Below are 19,855 nucleotides of genomic sequence, written 5' to 3'. Positions count from 1 at the left end.
CAGGACGGCGAAACCACGCTCGTCCTCGCCCACTGGGCCTTCGCCGGAACCGGCCTGAGTAACGGCGAGGCCTGGCTCGCTGCATCCCTCGAACCCGCCCCCGGAACGGAAGGAGAACCGACATGGACGCCCGTCGTGACGAGCTGATGACCGTTCGCCAAGTCCTGGATGAGCTGGGCGGTGTCTCCCGTCGGACGTTCTACCGCTGGCGAGAACTGGGGTACGGGCCAGCCGCATTCAAGCTGCCCAACGGAGAGCTGCGGGTTTGGCGGAGTGACTTCAACACATGGCTGCGACAGCTGGAGGAGGCGGCGTGAAGTCTCTCGACGTAAAGGTCTGGGGCGTCCGCAAGCGGGACACCAAGACGCCCTCGTACGGTGTCCGCTGGTCTGTCGCAGGCGGTGTGTTTTCGGAGTCCTTCCGCACCAAGGCGCTCGCCGACCACTACCCCACGAAGCTCATGCGTGCCATGCGCGACGGAGAGGAGTTCGACACGGAGTCGGGACTTCCGGCCTCAATGGAAGAGAAGAAGTCGGCCGTGTCGTGGTACGCCTTCGCTCTTAGGTACCTCGCCATGAAATGGCCTCATGCCGCCCCCAACACACGGGACGGCATCAATGAAGCCCTCACCAGCGTGACGCTGGAACTCCTCGACGAGCGCGCCGGACGACCATCCGACGAGGAGATCCGCAGAGCATTACGCAACTGGGCCTTCGTGCTGCCGGGGCCCGATGACCGGGAAGTCCCGGACGACGTGCGGAACGTTCTCCACTGGGTGTCCAAGGCATCCCGGCCGCTCGCCGATCTCGCTGAAGCGGCCACGGCTCGCACGGTCCTCGACTCGCTGAAGCTCAAGCTCGACGGCACGGCAGCAGCGGCGGAGACCGTGCGGCGCAAGCGTCGGACACTCGTCAATGCCGCGAATTACGCCGTCGACCTGGGGGAGCTGCGCGACAACCCCATCACGGCTGTCCGCTGGCAGAAGCCAAAGGTGTCCAACCAGGTCGACCCGCGGGTTGTCGCCAATCCGGAGCAGGCACGGAACCTCCTGGCGGCGGTTTCCTACGTGGGCGGGTACCGGCGTGCTCGTGGTCGTCGCCTCGTGGGTCTGTTCGCTGCGATGTACTTCGGCGGTCTCCGGCCGGCGGAAGCGGTCGGCCTTGTCGAGACGGACCTGAAGCTTCCCGAGCAGGGCTGGGGCTCGGCGCTGCTCCACCGGACCCGTCCGTCCGTCGGCAAGCAGTGGACCGACTCGGGGGAGACCCATGACGACCGCGGGCTGAAGAACCGGCCGACCGAGGACGTGAGGCGGGTGCCGATCCCGCCTCACCTCGTGGCCGTACTCCGCGAGCACCTGGCCACCTTCGGCACGGCGGACGACGGGCGGCTGTTCTTCAGCGAGAAGGGCTCGGTCGTCCCGTCCTCGACCTACTACCGCGTGTGGCAGGAAGCTCGGCTCCTCGCGCTTCCGCCAGCCGTCGCGGCCTCGCCGCTCGCGAGTCGGCCGTACGACCTCCGGCACTCGGCGCTGTCGACGTGGCTCAACGCCGGTGTCGACCCCACCGAGGTGGCCGAGCGCGCCGGCAACAGCGTGGAAGTTTTGCTGACCCGCTACGCCAAGTGCCTCGACGGACGGCAAGACGTCGCCAACCGGCGTATTGAGGATCTGTTGCGCGAGTACGAGTGATCGCTGACGACGGTAGCCCCGATGCCCCCGGACTTGTTCCGGGGGCATCGGCATGGCCTTGGCCGAGAGGGGCGTTCCTGTCCTCAGGAATTCAGCGCCGGTGGCTCCGGGGTGTATGTCGGGCCGGGCTATGAAGTAAGGACGGCTTCCATCACTCGTTCAGAGGCGCCTCTCATGCGTATTACGCGCATGATGCCCAGAGTTGACCACGACTAGGTGCGTCTACTTACAGGGGTAAAGGATCATGCCGACGTTTGTTGCGCTGCTGAACTGGACCGACCAGGGAGTCCGCGGCTACAAGGACACCCCGCAACGCGCCGAAGCCTTCACGGCAGCGGCTCAGAAGCTCGGGGTGAAGGTCCTGAACCTCTTCTGGACCGTCGGCCCGTACGACATCGTGGCTGTCGTGGAGGCGCCCGACGACGAGACTGCCACCGCAGTGCTCCTACAGGTCGGCGCGTTGGGCAACGTCCGTAGCACGACCCTGCGGGCCTTCGGCCGGGAGGAGATGGACCGCATCATCGCCAAAGCCACCGGCTGAGGAACTTCCCCGTCGAGGTTCTGTTGGTACGAGTGACACGCTCAAGGCGGTACCCCCCAAGGTCCCTGGACCTGTCCGGAGCCTCGGGGGTACCGGGCATGACCTGCGCTTACGCCCCAAGATCCCGTCCACGCCTCGTCCACAGCCCCCGACATACGCCCGCTCCGAGCGACATACGCCTGCACATACGCGAAGACCCCGGCCTCAGCGTTTCCGCTGGTGACGGGGTCTATAGGCACCAAATCCAAGGTGCCCCCGGCAGGATTCGAACCTGCGCACACGGCTCCGGAGGCCGTTGCTCTATCCCCTGAGCTACGGGGGCGTGTCGGGCGCTGAGCTCTCGCTTGCGGCGACGGGTAGAACATTAGCAGGTCCGGCGGAGTGATCAGGAACCCGTTTCCCCGGGTGGGGGTGGGCGGGTCCCCTCCAGGGGGCGGAAGTGGGGAAAACCCGGACGCGGTGGCCGGTCCGGACCTACTCTCGAGTTGTGCCAGGCGCTTCTGGCCGGGTGCTTGTTGTCGACGACAACAAGGTCATCCGGCAGCTGATCAGGGTCAACCTCGAACTGGAAGGGCTCGAGGTCGTGACCGCGGCCGACGGTGCCGAGTGTCTGGACGTGGTGCACCAGGTACGGCCCGACGTCGTGACGCTCGACGTCGTCATGCCTCGGCTGGACGGGCTGCGCACCGCCGCCCGGCTCCGGGCCGATCCCCGTACCCACCACGTGCCCCTCGCCATCATCAGCGCGTGTACGCAGTACGAGGTCGAGACCGGCCTCGACGTCGGCGTGGACGCCTTCCTAGCCAAGCCCTTCGAACCTGCCGAGCTCGTACGACTCGTCAAGCACCTCATCCAGCGCAGGGCCGGGCACGGTGAGTCCGGCGGGCACGGGGGAGAGGCCGGCGAAGGAGGCGGCGGAGGAGATCGAGGAGATCGGGGCGGGGACGGCGGCGGTGACGGGGAGACCGACGGTGACGGCGTCTCCGACGGCGTGCCGGGCGGGATGTCCTTCGGAGGCTAGATCCGTAGGTACGCAGGGGGCAGGCCGTTCGTACGGCAGGGGCCAGGCTCGTTCATATGGCAGGGCCATGCCCGTTAGTCCGTACGGCAGGGTCAGGCCCGTGCGGACGGCAGGGGGACGTTCGTACGGCAGGGTCAGGCCCGTGCGGACGGCAGGGGGACGTTCGTACGGCAGGGGCAGGCCCCGTGCGGACGGCAGGTGCACAGGCATAACCGGCTCGCATACCCACCCCCCTCCTCCCCTACGCTTGTCCCGTGACCCCCGTCGAGCTCTCCCGCACCGTGTTGTACGCGGTGCGTTGTGCCGTCGATGAGGGAGAACTGAGTGTGACCGTCCCCGAGCGGGCCGTGGTGACCGAGCCGGGGCCCGGCGGATGCGGGGACTTCGCCACCACCATCGCCTTGCAGCTCGCTCGCTCGGCCAAGCAGCCCCCGCAGCGGGTGGCCGAGATCCTGCGGACCCGTCTCGTCGCCGCCGACGGCATCCGGGACGTCGTCGTCACCGGACCCGGGTTCCTCAACATCAGCCTCGACGAGCAGGCCGACCCCGTCACCGGGCTCGTGCGCGAGATCCTCGGGAGGGGCGTCCGGTACGGCCACGGTGACTCCCTCGCCGGTCAGGTCCTCGCCCTGCGCGTGCCGTACGAGGTGCGGGCCGAGGTCGTCGCCGACGCCGTCGTGCGCATCGTGGGGACCCAGGGCGGGCGGGCCACCGTCGAGCACGGCGAGCCCGTCAATCTCCGGCCCGTGCCGGCTCCCGAGGACCCCGCCCCGCTCGGGCCCGACGCCGCCCAGTGGGCCCTCCTCCATCCCGCCCCGCACGACCGGCCCCGGATCACCGCCGACCACCTCGTCCAGCGGGAGGGTAATCCGCTGTTCCGGGTGCGGTACGCCCACGCCCGCATCCGCTCCCTCAGCCGCAACGCCGCCCGCCTGGGCTTCACCGCCGAGCCCGGCCCCGTCGGCCCCGTCGGCCCCGTCGGCCCCGTCGGCCCCGTCGGCCCCGTCGGCCTCGGCGTGAACCCCGCCCCCACCTCGGCCTCCACGAACCCCGGCCCGGATCAGACCCCCTGCGTGAGCTCCGGCCCCACCTCGGCCTCCGCGACCGCCGCCCCGGTTCAGACCCCCTCCACGAACACCCGCACCGCCGCCCCGACCGCGCGCGCCCGCACCGCCACCCCCCACCCCTCCGCCACCCCCAGCCTTCCCACCCCGGACGCCGGCGTCGCCGTTCGGGCCCTGCTCACCCCCCTCGCCGACCACCCCCGGATCCTCACCGCGGCCGCCACCCACCGTGCCCCGGACCGGCTCGCCCGGCATCTCGTCACCGTCGCCGATGCCGTGCTGCCCCTGTTGTCTTCCGTGCTTCCCCGTGGCGAGGAGAAACCCTCGGCCGCCCACCGTGCCCGGCTGGCGCTTGCCGAAGCCGCCGGGACGGTGCTGGCCGGTGGCCTGTCCCTGCTCGGCATCGACGCACCCGAACACCTCTGAGGCGCCCGAGAGCAGTCGCGTCCCGGAGAGAGACAGAGAGTCTGAGAGTCATGAGCCGTTCCGCCCACCCCGCCGGGCCCCGTCACGCCGACGTTCTTCCCGAGGGGCACTACTACGCGCCGCCCGCCGACCTCAACGCCCTGGACCAGAAGGTCTGGGCCCAGACCGTCACGCGCGACGCCGACGGCGTGCTCACCGTCGGCGCGGTCCCCGTCACCCGGCTCGCCGAGGAGTTCGGCACCCCTGCCTACATCCTCGACGAGGCCGACTTCCGGGCCCGGGCGCGTGCCTGGCGCACCGCGTTCGGTCCGGACGCCGACGTGTTCTACGCGGGCAAGGCGTTCCTCTCCCGGGCCGTCGTGCGCTGGCTGAACGAGGAGGGGCTCAACCTGGACGTGTGCTCGGGCGGTGAGCTGGCCACCGCCCTGAGCGCCGGGATGCCCGCCGAGCGCATCGCCTTCCACGGCAACAACAAGTCCGTCGCGGAGATCACCCGGGCCATGGAGGCCGGCGTCGGGCGGATCGTGCTCGACTCCTTCCAGGAGATCGTGCGGGTCGCCCACGTGGCGCAGTCCCTGGGGAAGCGGCAGAAGGTCCAGATCCGGATCACCGTCGGTGTGGAGGCGCACACGCACGAGTTCATCGCCACCGCCCACGAGGACCAGAAGTTCGGGATTCCGATCGCCGGCGGGCAGGCCGCCGAGGCCGTACGGCGGGCCCTCCAGCTCGACGGGCTCGAACTGATCGGCATTCACAGCCACATCGGGTCGCAGATCTTCGACATGTCCGGGTTCGAGGTCGCCGCCCACCGCGTGGTCGGGCTGCTCAAGGACATCCGCGACGAGCACGGGGTCGAGCTGCCCGAGATCGACCTGGGCGGCGGGCTCGGTATCGCGTACACGAGTGACGACGATCCCCGCGAGCCGCACGAGATCGCCAAGGCGCTGACCGAGATCGTCACCCGTGAGTGCGAGGTGGCCAGGCTGCGGACCCCGCGGATCTCCGTGGAGCCGGGGCGCGCCATCGTCGGACCCACCGCCTTCACGCTCTACGAGGTCGGCACCATCAAGCCGCTGGACGGGCTGCGGACGTACGTCTCCGTCGACGGCGGCATGTCGGACAACATCCGGACCGCGCTGTACGACGCCGAGTACAGCGTTGCCCTCGTGTCGCGGACGAGCGACGCCGAGCCGATGCTCGCCCGTGTCGTCGGCAAGCACTGCGAGAGCGGGGACATCGTGGTCAAGGACGCGTTCCTGCCCGCCGACCTGGCGCCGGGCGACCTGATCGCCGTGCCGGCCACGGGCGCGTACTGCCGGTCCATGGCCAGCAACTACAACCATGTGCTCCGGCCGCCCGTCGTCGCCGTACAGGACGGCGCGGCCCGGGTCATCGTCCGGCGGGAGACGGAGGAGGACCTCCTGCGTCTCGACGTCGGGTGACCGCACCCGCGGAAAACCCCGGGCGGAAGATCTGCGGTCTTCCGCCCCGGTGAAAATGAAATAGATGTCTCACGATCCGGACGAAGGGTAGAAACTCCCGTCCGGTGAGTGAGACTGGTCCAACCGTAGACGGTATGAGGAAACGAGGTCGGATGATGCGTACGCGTCCGCTGAAGGTGGCGCTGCTGGGCTGTGGAGTGGTCGGCTCAGAGGTGGCGCGCATCATGACGACGCACGCCGACGACCTCGCCGCCCGGATCGGGGCCCCGGTCGAGCTCGCCGGTGTCGCCGTACGGCGTCCCAGCAGGGTGCGTGAGGGCATCGATCCGGCCCTCGTCACCACCGACGCCACCGCCCTCGTCAAACGCGGCGACATCGACGTGGTGATCGAGGTCATCGGCGGGATCGAGCCCGCCCGGTCCCTGATCACCACGGCCTTCGAGCACGGGGCGTCGGTCGTGTCCGCCAACAAGGCCCTGCTCGCCCAGGACGGGGCCGCCCTGCACGCCGCCGCCGAGGAGAACGGCAGGGATCTGTACTACGAGGCCGCCGTCGCCGGTGCGATCCCGCTGATCCGCCCGCTGCGCGAGTCCCTCGCCGGGGACAAGGTCAACCGGGTGCTCGGCATCGTCAACGGCACCACCAACTTCATCCTCGACAAGATGGACTCCACGGGGGCGGGCTACCAGGAGGCCCTGGACGAGGCCACCGCCCTGGGGTACGCGGAGGCCGACCCGACCGCCGACGTCGAGGGCTTCGACGCCGCCGCCAAGGCCGCCATCCTCGCCGGTATCGCCTTCCACACGCGGGTACGCCTGGACGACGTCTACCGCGAGGGCATGGCCGAGGTCACGGCCGCCGACTTCCGCTCCGCCAAGGAGATGGGCTGCACCATCAAGCTGCTCGCCATCTGCGAGCGGTCGAAGGACGGGTCGTCGGTCACCGCGCGCGTGCATCCCGCGATGATTCCGCTCAGCCACCCGCTCGCCTCCGTGCGCGGCGCCTACAACGCCGTCTTCGTGGAGTCGGACGCGGCCGGGCAGCTCATGTTCTACGGCCCCGGCGCCGGCGGTTCGCCCACCGCCTCCGCCGTCCTCGGCGACCTCGTCGCCGTCTGCCGCAACCGGCTGAGCGGCACCACCGGGCCCGGCGAGTCCGCGTACGCCGACCTGACCGTCTCCCCGATGGGCGAGGTCGTCACGCGCTATCACATCAGTCTCGACGTCGCGGACAAACCGGGCGTGCTCGCCCAGGTCGCGACCGTGTTCGCCGAGCACGGGGTGTCGATCGACACCGTCCGGCAGTCGGGCAAGGACGGCGAGGCCTCCCTCGTCGTCGTCACCCACCGGGCCTCCGACGCCTCCCTCACCGGGACCGTCGAGGCACTGCGCAAGCTCGACACCGTGCGGGGTGTCGCCAGCATCATGCGGGTTGAAGGAGAGTAACCAGCAATGACCCACCAGTGGCGCGGAATCATCGAGGAGTACCGGGACAGGCTTCCGGTATCCGACACCACGCCGGTCGTGACGCTCCGCGAGGGCGGCACGCCGCTCGTGCCCGCGCAGGTGCTCTCCGAGCGCACGGGCTGCGAGGTCCACCTCAAGGTGGAGGGCGCCAACCCCACCGGGTCCTTCAAGGACCGCGGCATGACGATGGCCATCTCCAAGGCGAAGGAGGAGGGGGCCAAGGCCGTCATCTGCGCCTCCACCGGAAACACCTCCGCCTCCGCCGCCGCGTACGCGGTGCGGGCCGGCATGGTCTCCGCCGTGCTGGTGCCGCAGGGCAAGATCGCCCTCGGCAAGATGGGCCAGGCCCTCGTGCACGGCGCGAAGATCCTCCAGGTCGACGGCAACTTCGACGACTGCCTCACCCTCGCGCGGGAACTGAGCGACAACTACCCCGTGGCGCTGGTGAATTCGGTCAACCCGGTGCGTATCGAGGGTCAGAAGACGGCCGCCTTCGAGATCGTGGACATGCTCGGCGACGCGCCCGACATCCACGTCCTCCCGGTCGGCAACGCGGGCAACATCACCGCCTACTGGAAGGGCTACAAGGAGTACGCCGCCGACGGTATCGCCGCCCAAACCCCCCGAATGTGGGGTTTCCAGGCCTCCGGCAGTGCCCCGATCGTGCGCGGCGAGGTCGTCAAGGACCCGTCGACCATCGCCACCGCCATCCGCATCGGCAACCCCGCCTCCTGGCAGTACGCCCTGGCCGCGCGGGACGAGTCCGGCGGGTTCATCGACGAGGTGACGGACCGTGAAATCCTGCGCGCCTACCGCCTGTTGGCCGCGCAGGAGGGCGTCTTCGTGGAGCCCGCCTCCGCCGCCTCCGTGGCCGGTCTGCTCAAGGCCGCCGAGCAGGGCAAGGTCGACCCCGGCCAGCGCATCGTGTGCACCGTCACCGGCAACGGCCTGAAGGACCCCGACTGGGCCGTCGCCGGCGCCCCGCAGCCGGTCACCGTCCCGGTCGAGGCGGCGGGCGCGGCCGAGCGCCTGGGCCTCGCCTGAGCGCCCCGGTGCCGGGAAATCCCTGACAGGGGGCACAGGGGGCTTACGACACGCATCGTGCGCCTCCTGTGCGCCCTATGTCGCCACAGAACCTTCCTTCGATAGGCTGTATCGAACCCGCCTGCCGCATATGCCCTCGCGCATGGCACGGCGCCGCGGCGTCTCCGCGGCCCGACGGGTCCTCGTACGTCATCGGATGTCCACCGAACATCGGTCGAATGTCCACCGAGCCCCCTCGATGCCATTCGACCGTCACGCAGCTCAAGGAGAGTCTTCGAGCGATGGCCGGTCCAGCGTTCCGCGCCGCCGCCGTCCGGGTGCGCGTTCCCGCCACCAGTGCCAATCTCGGTCCGGGCTTCGACGCCCTGGGCCTGGCGCTGGGGCTCTACGACGACGTCGTGGTCCGGGTGGCCGACTCCGGGCTGCACATCGACATCGCGGGTGAGGGCGGCGAGACCTTGCCGCGGGACGAGAGTCACCTCCTCGTCCGCTCCCTGCGCACCGCCTTCGACCTGCTGGGCGGACAGCCCCGGGGCCTGGAGATCGTCTGCGCCAACCGCATCCCGCACGGCCGGGGCCTCGGCTCCTCCTCCGCCGCCATCTGCGCCGGCATCGTCGCCGCCCGCGCGGTGACCATAGGCGGCGAGGCCCGCCTGGACGACGCCGCGCTGCTGGAGCTGGCCACCGAGATCGAGGGCCACCCGGACAACGTGGCCGCCTGTCTGCTCGGCGGCTTCACCCTGTCCTGGATGGAGGCCGGCACCGCCCGGGCCATCAGGATGGAGCCGAACGATTCCATCGTTCCGGTGGTTTTCGTGCCCGGAAAGCCGGTTCTGACCGAAACCGCGCGCGGCCTGCTCCCACGCACCGTGCCGCACGTCGACGCCGCCGCCAACGCGGGCCGCGCCGCCCTGCTCGTCGAGGCCCTGACCAGGCGCCCCGAGCTGCTGCTGCCCGCCACCGAGGACCGCCTCCACCAGGAGTACCGCGCCCCGGCCATGCCGGAGAGCGCCGCGCTGGTGGAGCGGCTGCGGGCCGACGGCATCCCGGCGGTGATCTCGGGTGCCGGGCCCACCGTCATGGCCCTCGTCGACGCCGGCTCCGCCGACAAGGTGGAAGCCCTGGCCGGCGCCGACTGGGCCGCCAACAGGCTGAGCCTGGACGTACAGGGAGCGAGCGTGCTGCCGCTTGCGACCTCCGGTGTTGATTAACTGCGTACGGTTGCCGGATTTGGAGAGGGGGAATGTTTGTTGGATCCGGTAGTGTTAACCTCAAGTCTGCACCCGACCTCACCATGGCGAGGTGCCTCGTGTCCCCGTCCGGGACAGACATTCCTCCGGGAGCCTCCCGCGCCACTCCGTGTTCCTTGCGTCGTACCTGGGCAGTACGTCGTATGCGGACACTGAGCGGTCCGCCGGGCACGCTCCGGAATCGGTGCTACCACGCCACGTGACACTGGGTGCCACGACTCGCGGAAGCGCCATCACCGCACATTTCTTCCGCCGCTTTGGCGGACCACCGCCCCGGCACGGTTCACGGAAGACAGAACCGTAGCCGGACAGCACAACCGGTCGCCGAGCCAGACAGGCCGACGTCCGCTCCAGGGAAGGACCCTTCGTGAGCGACACCACCGATCTGATGGGCGCACGTGTCGAGGAGACCGCTGCCGCGCCCGCCACGGACGCCTCCGCGCCTGCCACCGGTGCCGGCTCCCGGCGGCGCCGCGGTACCGGCCTCGAGGGCATGGTGCTGGCCGAGCTTCAGCAGGTTGCCTCGGGCCTCGGGATCAGGGGCACCGCGCGGATGCGCAAGAGCCAGCTGATCGAGGTCATCAAGGAGGCGCAGGCCGCCGGGGGCGCCGCCCCCAAGGCCGAGGCCGCCACCGAGACCAAGCCCAAGCGCCGGGCCACCTCGAAGGCCCGCACGGGCGAGGACGCGGAGAAGAAGGCCGAGGCCAAGTCCTCCACAGCCCCCGCCGAGAAGGCCGTGGCCCAGCAGCAGATCGAGATCCCCGGCCAGCCGGGTGGGGGCACCGCCCGCGCGAGCGAAGCCGAGCGTGGGGGAGACGACGCCCCGGCCGAGCGCCGTCGCCGCCGTGCCACCGCCGAGGCGGGCAGCCCGGCCCCGAGCAGCGCCGAGACCGTCGCCGCCGAGGCCAAGGCCGAGGCGCCCGCGCAGCAGCAGGGCGAGGGCAAGGGTGACGCCGGTGACGGCGAGGGCCGTGGCCGCCGCGACCGCCGCGAGCGCGGCCGTGACCGCGACCGCGACCGTGACCGCGACCGCCGTAACAAGGGCGACGAGCAGCAGGGCGGCCAGCAGCGTCAGCAGCAGGGCGGCCGGCCGGACCGCCAGCAGGACCGTCAGCAGGACGACGACGACTTCGAGGGCGGCCGCCGTGGCCGTCGGGGCCGCTACCGCGACCGCCGTGGCCGTCGTGGCCGCGACGAGATCGCCGAGCCGCAGGTCGCCGAGGACGACGTTCTGATCCCCGTCGCGGGCATCCTGGACATCCTCGACAACTACGCCTTCATCCGGACCTCCGGCTACCTGCCCGGCCCGAACGACGTGTACGTCTCCCTCGCCCAGGTCCGCAAGAACGGCCTGCGCAAGGGTGACCACGTCACCGGTGCGGTCCGCCAGCCGAAGGAGGGCGAGCGCCGCGAGAAGTTCAACGCGCTGGTCCGCCTGGACTCGGTCAACGGCATGGCGCCCGAACACGGCCGTGGCCGCCCGGAGTTCAACAAGCTGACCCCGCTCTACCCGCAGGACCGGCTCCGCCTGGAGACCGACCCGGGCGTGCTCACCACCCGCATCATCGACCTGGTCTCGCCGATCGGTAAGGGCCAGCGCGGTCTGATCGTGGCTCCGCCGAAGACCGGCAAGACCATGATCATGCAGGCGATCGCCAACGCGATCACGCACAACAACCCCGAGTGCCACCTGATGGTCGTCCTCGTCGACGAGCGTCCGGAAGAGGTCACCGACATGCAGCGGTCGGTCAAGGGCGAGGTCATCTCCTCGACCTTCGACCGCCCGGCCGAGGACCACACCACGGTCGCCGAGCTCGCCATCGAGCGCGCCAAGCGCCTGGTGGAGCTGGGCCACGACGTCGTCGTGCTGCTCGACTCCATCACGCGTCTGGGTCGTGCCTACAACCTGGCCGCCCCGGCCTCCGGCCGCATCCTGTCCGGTGGTGTCGACTCGACCGCGCTCTACCCGCCGAAGCGGTTCTTCGGCGCGGCGCGCAACATCGAGGACGGCGGCTCGCTGACCATCCTCGCCACGGCTCTCGTGGACACCGGGTCCCGCATGGACGAGGTGATCTTCGAGGAGTTCAAGGGCACCGGCAACATGGAGCTCAAGCTCGACCGGAAGCTCGCCGACAAGCGCATCTTCCCGGCGGTGGACGTGGACGCGTCCGGTACCCGTAAGGAAGAGATCCTGCTCGGCAACGAGGAGCTGGCGGTCGTCTGGAAGCTGCGCCGGGTGCTGCACGCGCTCGACCAGCAGCAGGCGATCGAGCTGCTTCTCGACAAGATGAAGCAGACCAAGTCGAACGGCGAGTTCCTGATGCAGATCCAGAAGACGACGCCGACGCCGGGCAACGACTGACCATCGCGCCGTACGCCGTAGCAAGGGCCGCTCCCACGACCGGGGGCGGCCCTTCGCGCTGTGTGGGTCCGGGATGGCGCGTGCCGGCCCAGGCGACGTGTGTCGGGCCGGGTAGGTTCCCCTTTCTGAAGTGATGCCGGTCACATAATTCCGGGGTCCTTACCTCCGCTTTGCCGCGGTGAAGGGGCCCGTCGCGGGGGCTGCGAACGCCCTGACGACCGCCCTCGTGCCGGTCACCGAGCCGTCCAGGCCCAGGGAACCTCCCATGACCCGCAGGTCGAGGAAGAACCGTGTGGTCGCACCGGAGCGCCGGAGGCCGTGGATGCGCTCGTCGATGTAGCCGAGACCGTTCAGAGCCGTCCTGACCTGGTCGGGCGTCGGGTCGGCCAGACCGCTGAGCGCCTCGGTGATGCGCTCGGCGTGCAGGCGGCCCTCGCACCTCTCGACCTCGCTCAGCTCCGCTTCCCGCGCCGTCGCGGAGGCGTCCGGCGTCGGCCCGGTGCCGCCGGGCGCGGACTCGTCGACCGGCAGCGGCTCCCCGGGGGCGGTCGGCGGTTTCTCGTCCACGGCGGCCGGCTCCTGCCCGGGCGGGCTGTCCGGTGCACACGGCTGTCCGACCGAATTGAGCATGTCCATGAAGGCGACCTGCGGGTCCGGGGTGGGCGGCTCGCCGCCTGAAGCGGCGCCGGCGGCCCCGTCCGGTGTCTTCCGGGCTCTCTTCTGTGTGCCGCAGGCGGCGAGCGCAAGCGCGGCGAGGATGGTGGCCGCGAGGGTGAGTCCCAGGCGGTGCGGAGAACGGACAACTCCTTGGAAACAGACAGGAATTCGTCGCATGGTGACAGTCTCCGGACGGGCTCGGACGGTGGCCATGAGTACGCGTACCCGGATGCGCTCCCCGCTTGGCCGCGCGCCTCGACGGCCCTTCACCCCCGCAAATAAACGGATTCCATGATTCCTTATGTGGGATCTTGTGGGGGTGCTGATCAGCTCCTTATGGTCTGGCGATCAACCGAGTTGATCAAAATAGGGGGGAATGGTGCGCAAGGCAGGTGTGCCGGTCATCACGGCGCTCTCTTTGTCACTGCTGCTTCCGCTGCATCCCGCGGCGGCAGCCACCGTGGATCCGCCGCTCGCCACGGGCGAGATCCAGCAGATAGGCCCCGGCCTGTACTTCTCCGGGACCCAGTCCTTCGAGATCGCCGAAAGCGACGTGGCCGTCGGCGCCATCGGCCGCAGGCACAGCGTCGTCGCGCAGTCGGGCGGCATCGCGCAGCCGGAATCGGCGCCCGCGTCCCGCGCCGACATCGGTGCCTTCGGCCCCGGGTGGGAAGCGGAATTCCTCGGCGGCACGCTCAACCGCAAGCTGGAACAGCAGGGCAGCGACATCATGGTCACCGACCTCGGGGTCGGTGAATCGTTCCGCTACGGCCTGACGAGCAGCATCGCCTATCCGAGTGGCGGCGGTGTCAACAAGTACGAGACCACCGACGGCTCCAAGATCACCGAGACCACGAAGTGGGACACCTCGGCCGGAGCGATGGTCACCACCATCGTCGAAAGCCTCGGCGCGGACCTGTCCGCGACGCAGGCCGGGGACGACACCTTCACCGACGCCGCCGGGAATCCGATGCCGGCCGCGGACCTCAAGCCCACCTTCACGTGGAAGCAGGCGGCGCCCGGCACCGACAAGTGGCGGGTCACCGGCGTGGGCAGCACGTCCAACGGCACGTCCACGGTCGGCTACGACGCCCAGGGCCGCGTCTCCACGATCACCGAGCCGGCCGCCGGGGAGACCCCGCAGCAGTCGCTGACGGTCACCTACGCGTCGACCACGACGGCCTCCGGCTCGTCGTACGGCGACTACCTGGGCCGTGCCAAGGCGATCACGGTCACCAGCGGCTCCACGACGCAGACGGTCGCCCGGTACGCCTACGACGCCTCGGGCCTGCTGCGGACCATGACCAACCCCGTCGAGAGCGCGGACCCCGTGGCGTCGTACTCCTACGACACGACCGGCCGCGTCTCCGAGATCAGCTCCCCGGCCAACGGCGCCTGGGACCTCACCTTCCCGGCGGAGTCGGCCGCCCCGAACGTCGAGTCCACCGGCCTGGCGCGCCCGGCCTCGCAGTCCGAGTTCCAGGGCGCGGCCGGAATCACCGACCCCAACGCCTCCGGCCCGCCTGCCACGGACTTCACCACCGGTGAGATCTCCGACCCGCAGGCGTACCCGCGCTACTGCGACACCGCCACGTCCTGGCTGTGGTACACGAAGAGCGGCTGCGCCGCGTGGGTGGCCCACTACGGCTGGCACGCCCCGTACTGGAAGCAGCTGCCCAGCGGCTACTGGGTGGTCGGCATCAACCACGACCACTGCACGAGCGCTCCGGACAAGCCGTCCGGCTACGACTTCCGCTCCGCCTGCGACATGCACGACTACGGGTACGGCCTGATCGGCAACACCTACAAGGGCTACAAGTACTACCTCGACCGCAGCAAGAAGTCGAACGTGGACAACGCCTTCCACACCACGCTCCGCGACTACACCTGCTCGGCCTACCGGTTCAAGAGCGTGTGCCGCAGCATCGCGTACACGTACCTCAAGGCCGTCCAGAAGTACGGCAACCCGAAGAACGGCGCCAACGCCACCTGATCCGCGGCACAGCCTTCCGACGGAACACGCCGACGAGCGGCCCGGCCGGACGACGGAACCATTCGCCGTCCGGCCTTCTCACGCTCGGCTCCTTCCCCGCACACGCACCAGCGGGCCCAGTCATGCCCGCTTCCCACCGGAGCGACAGTGAAGAAACCGATATGGACCACGGTCGTCACCGCGGTGATGGCCGTGACCCTCGGCGCCCTGCCGGCCCATGCCGCGGCGCCACGCAGTGCCACCGCGGCGGCCGCGACGACCGACGATCCGGTCGATCCGCCGCTGTACGACGCGACCTCCGCTGGCGGCACCGTCCGCGTCAACGTCCTCACCGAGAACCGCACGGACCTCTCCGCCGCGGCATCGGCCGGTGAGACGGTGCAGTCGTTCGAGACCCTGCCGGTCGTCACCCTCAAGGTCGACCGGAGCGGGCTGGACCAGCTGGCCGCCCAGCCGGGCGTGGTCAGCGTCACCGAGGACGTCCCGGCGCGGCCGTCCCTGGACGAGAGCGTCCCCGTCATCGGCGCCGACCAGGCATCCGCCCAGGGCATGACCGGCGCGGGCAGCGTGGTGGCCGTCCTGGACACCGGCGTGGCGACCAGGCACCCGTTCCTCAAGGACCGGGTCATCGCCGAGGCGTGCTTCTCGCCGGTCGACCCCGACTACACCGCAACCAGCCTGTGCCCCGACGGGAACGACCACCAGGAGGGGCCGGGTACGGCCGACTCCGGTACCGGCCCTTGCGCGACCATGACCGACTGCGACCACGGAACCCACGTGGCCGGCATCGTGGCCGGCAACGGCGCGGGCCTCACCGGAGCCCCCAAGCGCGGTGTCGCCCCCGGTGCGAACATCGTGGCCATCCAGGTGTTCAGCAAGTTCGACTCCGAGGACGTCTGCGGCGCCGGCGCCGCACCGTGCGCGCTCAGCTTCACCAGCGCCCAGCTCGCCGGGCTGGAGAAGGTGCTTCAGCTGCGGCAGTCCGGGACACCGCTGGTGGCCGCGAACCTGAGCCTGGGCGCCGGCCGGTACGCCACCGCCTGCGACAGCGACCCGCGCAAGTCGGCCATCGACAACCTGCTCGCCGCCGGCGTCGCCACCGTGGTCGCGGCCGGCAACAACGCGTACACCGACGCGGTGAGCGCCCCCGCCTGCGTGCCCAACGCGATCGCGGTCGGTTCCACCACCGACGACGACCAACTGTCCGGGTTCACCAACCGCGGCCCGATGCTGGACCTCCTCGCCCCCGGCACCGGCATCATCTCCTCGGTTCCCGGCGACGGGTACGCCTCCAAGAACGGCACCTCCATGGCCGCGCCGCACGTGGCCGGCGCCCTCGCGATCCTGCGGCAGGCGTTCCCCGGCGACAGCATCGCGAACCTGGAGTCGCGGCTGAAGAACAGCGGGAAGAGCATCACCTACACGGGTGCCGACACGCCCCGCATCGACGTCGCCCGGGCGCTCGGCGCAGAAGCCGGCCAGCCGCTCCCCGTCGGCAACGACTTCAACTGCGACCGGAAAGAGGACATCGCCGTCGCCGACCCCGAGGCGAGTGTCGGCGGTGACGCCAAGGCCGGCCTCGTGCGGGTCGTCTACGGCGCTGGCAAGGGCACGTCCGAGCTGAACCAGGACCTCGCCTCGGTGCCCGGCGACGCCGAGGCGAACGACTACTTCGGCGACTCCCTCGCCGTCGTCGACCACAACAAGGACGGCTGCACCGACCTGGTCGTCGGCACCTCCCGCGAGGACGTCGGCAGCGCGACGGACGCGGGCACCGTGGACGTGATCTACGGAGCCTCCGGCGGCCTCGGCTCCGGCAGGGCGGCACTCCACCTCGAACAGGGGACGGGCACGGAGAGCGTCCTCGCCGCGGCCTCGGAATCCGGGGACCGCATGGGCGCCGCCGTCGCCGCCGGCCTCACGCTCGATCAGGAGCCGTACCTGGTCATCGGAGTGCCCGGTGAGGACATCGACGGCAAGGCCGACACAGGCGCCGCCTTCTATCTGCGCGGCACCGTCAACCGGACGCTGATCCAGGGCAGTTCAGGGGTGGCGGGCACGCTGGAGGCGGGCGACAAGTTCGGTTCCTCCGTCACCGCGACCCCCTCGTACGTGGTGGTCGGCATTCCGGGCGAGGGCGTCATGCCCTACGCGTCGGGCCCGAACGGATCCGAGGTGGTCTCGGGCCAGGTCGATGTGATGAGCCACGACCTGAACAGCAGCGGTGTCCCGGCCCACGTGGCGTCCGTCGACCAGGCCAGCCCGTACGTGAGCGGTGACGCACAGGCGGGGGACCAGTTCGGTGCGGCGGTCTCGGCCACCGACGGTCTGTTCATGCAGGGCTTCCCGTGGCCCCGGCGGGGCACGTACATCGCCATCGGCGTCCCGGGCGAGGACATCACCTATGGAGGGGCGTCCAAGGCCGACGCCGGACGTGCCGTCGTGGTCAGGGTGGACAAGACCGTCGATCCCGCGATCACGGAGGTCAACAGCGGCTACGAGCAGACGCCCGACGACGTCACCGGAGCACCGGAGGCCGGTGACCGCATGGGCGCCCAGGTGGCCATCGTCAACCGGGACCCGGGGGCGACCGTCACCGACACCACCCTGGTGATGGCCGTCGGTGTGCCGGGCGAGGACATCGGCACGGTCGCCGACGCGGGTGCCGTGTCGGTCTTCGGCCTGCGCAGCGCGCCGGGTGCCACCGACCGGTGGATCGAGGCCGGCAACGGCTCCGGCATGCCGGGAACCCCGGCCGCCGGGCAGAACGCGGGCATCAGCCTGTACGGCACGCAGACCAACCTCTACCTCGGCATGCCCTACGGACCGGGCGCCTACGGCTCCCTGTACGCGATGCCGTGGGCGAATGTGACCGGAGGCACCGTGCAGCCGGTCACCACCTACGCCCCGGGCACGGGCGGCCTCCCGGCCGCCGGGCTGCGGTTCGGCATGTCGGCCCGGTGAGCGACGGCTCCCCGGAGGCGTAGCGCCGAGACCTCTGCCACAGGGGTCTCGGCGGGCGCCGGCTTCCAGGGGGACCACCTCCGGAGCCGAATCCGCAGGTGAACGCAGTGCCACTCGTACCGGGTGACTACGCACCGTGCCCCTCGCTGTACGCGAGGGGCACGGTGCGTTGTGCAACCCTTTCCCGAGTTTCTCCGTCTGACCAGGGGGAGCGACGATGGAGCGGTGACGACCGCGCCCGACCCTGACCGCAGGGGGTAATCGACCGCCGAGACCTAGGAGCGATGTGGCCGCCGAGAGCACGCCCGCCATAACCGAGCCGGGCACGACCGGATCCCGCCCCCGCCGGGGCAAGGGCCGCCGGCGCAAGGCCCGCAGTACGGGGAGCAAGGCCCTGCGCGCGACGGCCTGGACGGCCGCGGGCGTGGTGGTGCTGGGCGGTGCCGGCGCCGGCTACGTGTACTTCAAGCTCAACGGCAACCTGCACAGCGTCGACATCAACCAGGCCCTCGGCGGCGACCGGCCCACGAAGATCGACAACGGCTCCGAGAACATCCTGGTCCTCGGCTCGGACACCCGTTCCGGCAAGAACAGGAAGCTCGGCGGCGGCACGGACGACGGCAGCGCCCGCTCCGACACGGCGATGATCGTCCACGTCTACGAGGGCCACAAGAAGGCCGGCGTGGTCTCGATTCCGCGCGACACCCTGGTCGACCGCCCCCAGTGCACCGACACCAAGGGCACCACGCACTCCGCCGCGTCCGGCGTGATGTTCAACGAGGCGTACTCCACCGGGGGTGCGGCCTGCGCGGTGAAGACCGTCGAGTCGATCACCGGCATCCGCATGGACCACTACCTGGAGGTCGACTTCGAGGGCTTCCAGCAGCTCATCGACGACCTCGGCGGCGTCCATGTGACCACCACCAAGAACATCAAGGACCCCCAGAGCCACCTGGACCTCAAGGCCGGCCCGCACACCCTGAACGGCGAGCAGGCCCTCGGCCTGGTCCGCACCCGGCACGGTGTCGGCGACGGCTCCGACCTGGGCCGGATCCAGCTCCAGCAGGCGTTCATCAAGGCCCTGATCGACCAGGCCAAGCACGTCGGAGTCCTCTCGAACCCGAAGAAGCTGTTCGATCTCGCCGACACCGCCACCAAGGCCGTCACCACCGACTCCGACCTCGGCTCGGTCAACGCCCTGATGGACTTCGCGAACGGCCTCAAGGGCATCGGCTCGTCCCACATGAAGATGGTCACGATGCCCGTCCAGTACGACCCGGCCAACCCCAACCGCGTCCTGCTGGACAAGACCAAGGCCCAGCTGGTGTGGGATGCGCTGAAGAAGGACCGCCCGATCCCGAAGTCGGCCACGGCAGGCACGGCCACGGGCGAAGCCAAGGGCGTGGTGACCAACTGAGGGGCGCGGGGCTGTATCGATGTGCGGCTCCGCAGTGCGGGCGCGACGAGCCGCAACGCACCCTCACTCGCGAACGGCGATCACCAGGCACCTCGGTAGGCGCCCTCACGCACCCGCAGGAATAGAACGACCGCACCCCCGGTTTGGGTGGATGGCACCAGTCCTGGCAGACTGGTACGTCGGCTCCGGTTCACGCTTCCGCATCCCGCGGCTGCGACCCGGCGCCCTCCCGGAACACTAGGAGACACCTTGAAGCGCGACATCCACCCCGCGTACGTCGAGACGCAGGTCAGCTGCACCTGCGGCGCGTCGTTCACCACCCGTAGCACCATCGAGTCCGGCACCATCCGGGCCGAGGTCTGCTCCGAGTGCCACCCGTTCTACACGGGCAAGCAGAAGATCCTCGACACCGGTGGCCGTGTGGCCCGCTTCGAGGCCCGCTTCGGCAAGGCTGCCGCCGGCTCCAAGAAGTAGCGAGCCCCATTTCGCCGGTCCACGGTCCACCCTTTCCGGGGGTGTGC

15 protein-coding genes, 1 tRNA gene and 1 pseudogene are annotated in these 19,855 nt (G+C 70.3%); 15 read left to right on the top strand and 2 right to left on the bottom strand.

The window, feature by feature from the left end:
• The 4 genes and pseudogenes from ACZ7DL_RS33355 to ACZ7DL_RS33340 all read left to right on the top strand — a co-directional run.
• Positions 1 to 147: pseudogene (locus tag ACZ7DL_RS33355) on the top strand (replication initiation protein); the annotation flags it as partial.
• A complete protein-coding gene (locus ACZ7DL_RS33350) occupies positions 123 to 317 on the top strand; it encodes a helix-turn-helix transcriptional regulator (RefSeq protein WP_030246378.1) in 195 nt (64 codons plus the stop codon). The pseudogene ACZ7DL_RS33355 and the gene ACZ7DL_RS33350, both read left to right, overlap by 25 nt.
• On the top strand, positions 314 to 1,687 hold the full coding sequence (locus tag ACZ7DL_RS33345) for a tyrosine-type recombinase/integrase (protein ID WP_470779961.1): 1,374 nt from the start codon (positions 314 to 316) through the stop codon (positions 1,685 to 1,687). The genes ACZ7DL_RS33350 and ACZ7DL_RS33345 overlap by 4 nt, the downstream gene beginning before the upstream one ends.
• A gap of 244 nt (positions 1,688 to 1,931) precedes the next feature.
• Positions 1,932 to 2,228 (top strand): GYD domain-containing protein, encoded by a 297-nt coding sequence (locus ACZ7DL_RS33340; RefSeq protein WP_031077045.1) that lies wholly within the window; start codon positions 1,932 to 1,934, stop codon positions 2,226 to 2,228.
• Positions 2,229 to 2,478: 250 nt separating this feature from the next.
• Here ACZ7DL_RS33340 and ACZ7DL_RS33335 read toward each other — a convergent pair.
• Positions 2,479 to 2,550 (bottom strand) — tRNA-Arg (locus ACZ7DL_RS33335).
• A gap of 165 nt (positions 2,551 to 2,715) precedes the next feature.
• On the opposite strand from ACZ7DL_RS33335, the gene ACZ7DL_RS33330 reads away from it, so the two are divergent.
• From ACZ7DL_RS33330 to rho, 7 genes are all read left to right on the top strand, one after another.
• Entirely contained in the window at positions 2,716 to 3,249 is a 534-nt protein-coding gene (locus tag ACZ7DL_RS33330) for a response regulator (RefSeq protein ID WP_470779960.1), read from the top strand.
• 254 nt (positions 3,250 to 3,503) lie between these two features.
• Positions 3,504 to 4,739, top strand: a complete 1,236-nt coding sequence (gene nrtL, locus ACZ7DL_RS33325; RefSeq protein WP_470779958.1) for an ArgS-related anticodon-binding protein NrtL — start codon at positions 3,504 to 3,506, stop codon at positions 4,737 to 4,739.
• A gap of 50 nt (positions 4,740 to 4,789) precedes the next feature.
• Positions 4,790 to 6,181, top strand: a complete 1,392-nt coding sequence (gene lysA, locus ACZ7DL_RS33320; RefSeq protein WP_470779956.1) for a diaminopimelate decarboxylase — start codon at positions 4,790 to 4,792, stop codon at positions 6,179 to 6,181.
• Between the two features lie 152 nt (positions 6,182 to 6,333).
• Positions 6,334 to 7,626: a homoserine dehydrogenase gene (locus ACZ7DL_RS33315; RefSeq protein WP_470779954.1), complete on the top strand. Its 1,293-nt coding sequence runs from the start codon at positions 6,334 to 6,336 to the stop codon at positions 7,624 to 7,626.
• A 6-nt stretch (positions 7,627 to 7,632) separates the two neighbouring features.
• Positions 7,633 to 8,691: a threonine synthase gene (gene thrC / locus ACZ7DL_RS33310; protein ID WP_470779952.1), complete on the top strand. Its 1,059-nt coding sequence runs from the start codon at positions 7,633 to 7,635 to the stop codon at positions 8,689 to 8,691.
• Between the two features lie 281 nt (positions 8,692 to 8,972).
• Positions 8,973 to 9,902, top strand: coding sequence for a homoserine kinase (gene thrB / locus ACZ7DL_RS33305; protein ID WP_470779951.1), 930 nt, complete (start codon positions 8,973 to 8,975; stop codon positions 9,900 to 9,902).
• Between the two features lie 406 nt (positions 9,903 to 10,308).
• Positions 10,309 to 12,303: a transcription termination factor Rho gene (gene rho / locus ACZ7DL_RS33300; protein ID WP_470779949.1), complete on the top strand. Its 1,995-nt coding sequence runs from the start codon at positions 10,309 to 10,311 to the stop codon at positions 12,301 to 12,303.
• A gap of 159 nt (positions 12,304 to 12,462) precedes the next feature.
• On the opposite strand, the gene ACZ7DL_RS33295 is transcribed toward rho, so the two are convergent.
• Positions 12,463 to 13,137, bottom strand: coding sequence for a hypothetical protein (locus ACZ7DL_RS33295; protein WP_470779947.1), 675 nt, complete (start codon positions 13,135 to 13,137; stop codon positions 12,463 to 12,465).
• Positions 13,138 to 13,336: 199 nt separating this feature from the next.
• Here ACZ7DL_RS33295 and ACZ7DL_RS33290 point away from each other — a divergent pair, with 199 nt between their 5' ends.
• The 4 genes from ACZ7DL_RS33290 to rpmE all read left to right on the top strand — a co-directional run bounded on the left by ACZ7DL_RS33290 (position 13,337) and on the right by rpmE (position 19,808).
• Positions 13,337 to 14,953, top strand: coding sequence for a phospholipase A2 (locus tag ACZ7DL_RS33290; protein ID WP_470779945.1), 1,617 nt, complete (start codon positions 13,337 to 13,339; stop codon positions 14,951 to 14,953).
• Between the two features lie 147 nt (positions 14,954 to 15,100).
• Positions 15,101 to 17,917 (top strand): S8 family peptidase, encoded by a 2,817-nt coding sequence (locus tag ACZ7DL_RS33285; RefSeq protein WP_470779944.1) that lies wholly within the window; start codon positions 15,101 to 15,103, stop codon positions 17,915 to 17,917.
• A 286-nt stretch (positions 17,918 to 18,203) separates the two neighbouring features.
• The gene (locus ACZ7DL_RS33280) at positions 18,204 to 19,334 is read left to right on the top strand and encodes an LCP family protein (protein ID WP_470779942.1); all 1,131 of its coding nucleotides are present in this window, start codon (positions 18,204 to 18,206) and stop codon (positions 19,332 to 19,334) included.
• A gap of 249 nt (positions 19,335 to 19,583) precedes the next feature.
• Complete coding sequence (gene rpmE / locus ACZ7DL_RS33275) at positions 19,584 to 19,808, top strand: 50S ribosomal protein L31 (protein ID WP_014675000.1); 225 nt, start codon at positions 19,584 to 19,586, stop codon at positions 19,806 to 19,808.
• The last annotated feature ends 47 nt before the right edge of the window (positions 19,809 to 19,855 follow it).

The sequence above is a fragment of the Streptomyces sp. NPDC036984 genome (assembly GCF_055607665.1).
This window is presented reverse-complemented; position numbering and strand designations above follow the sequence as displayed.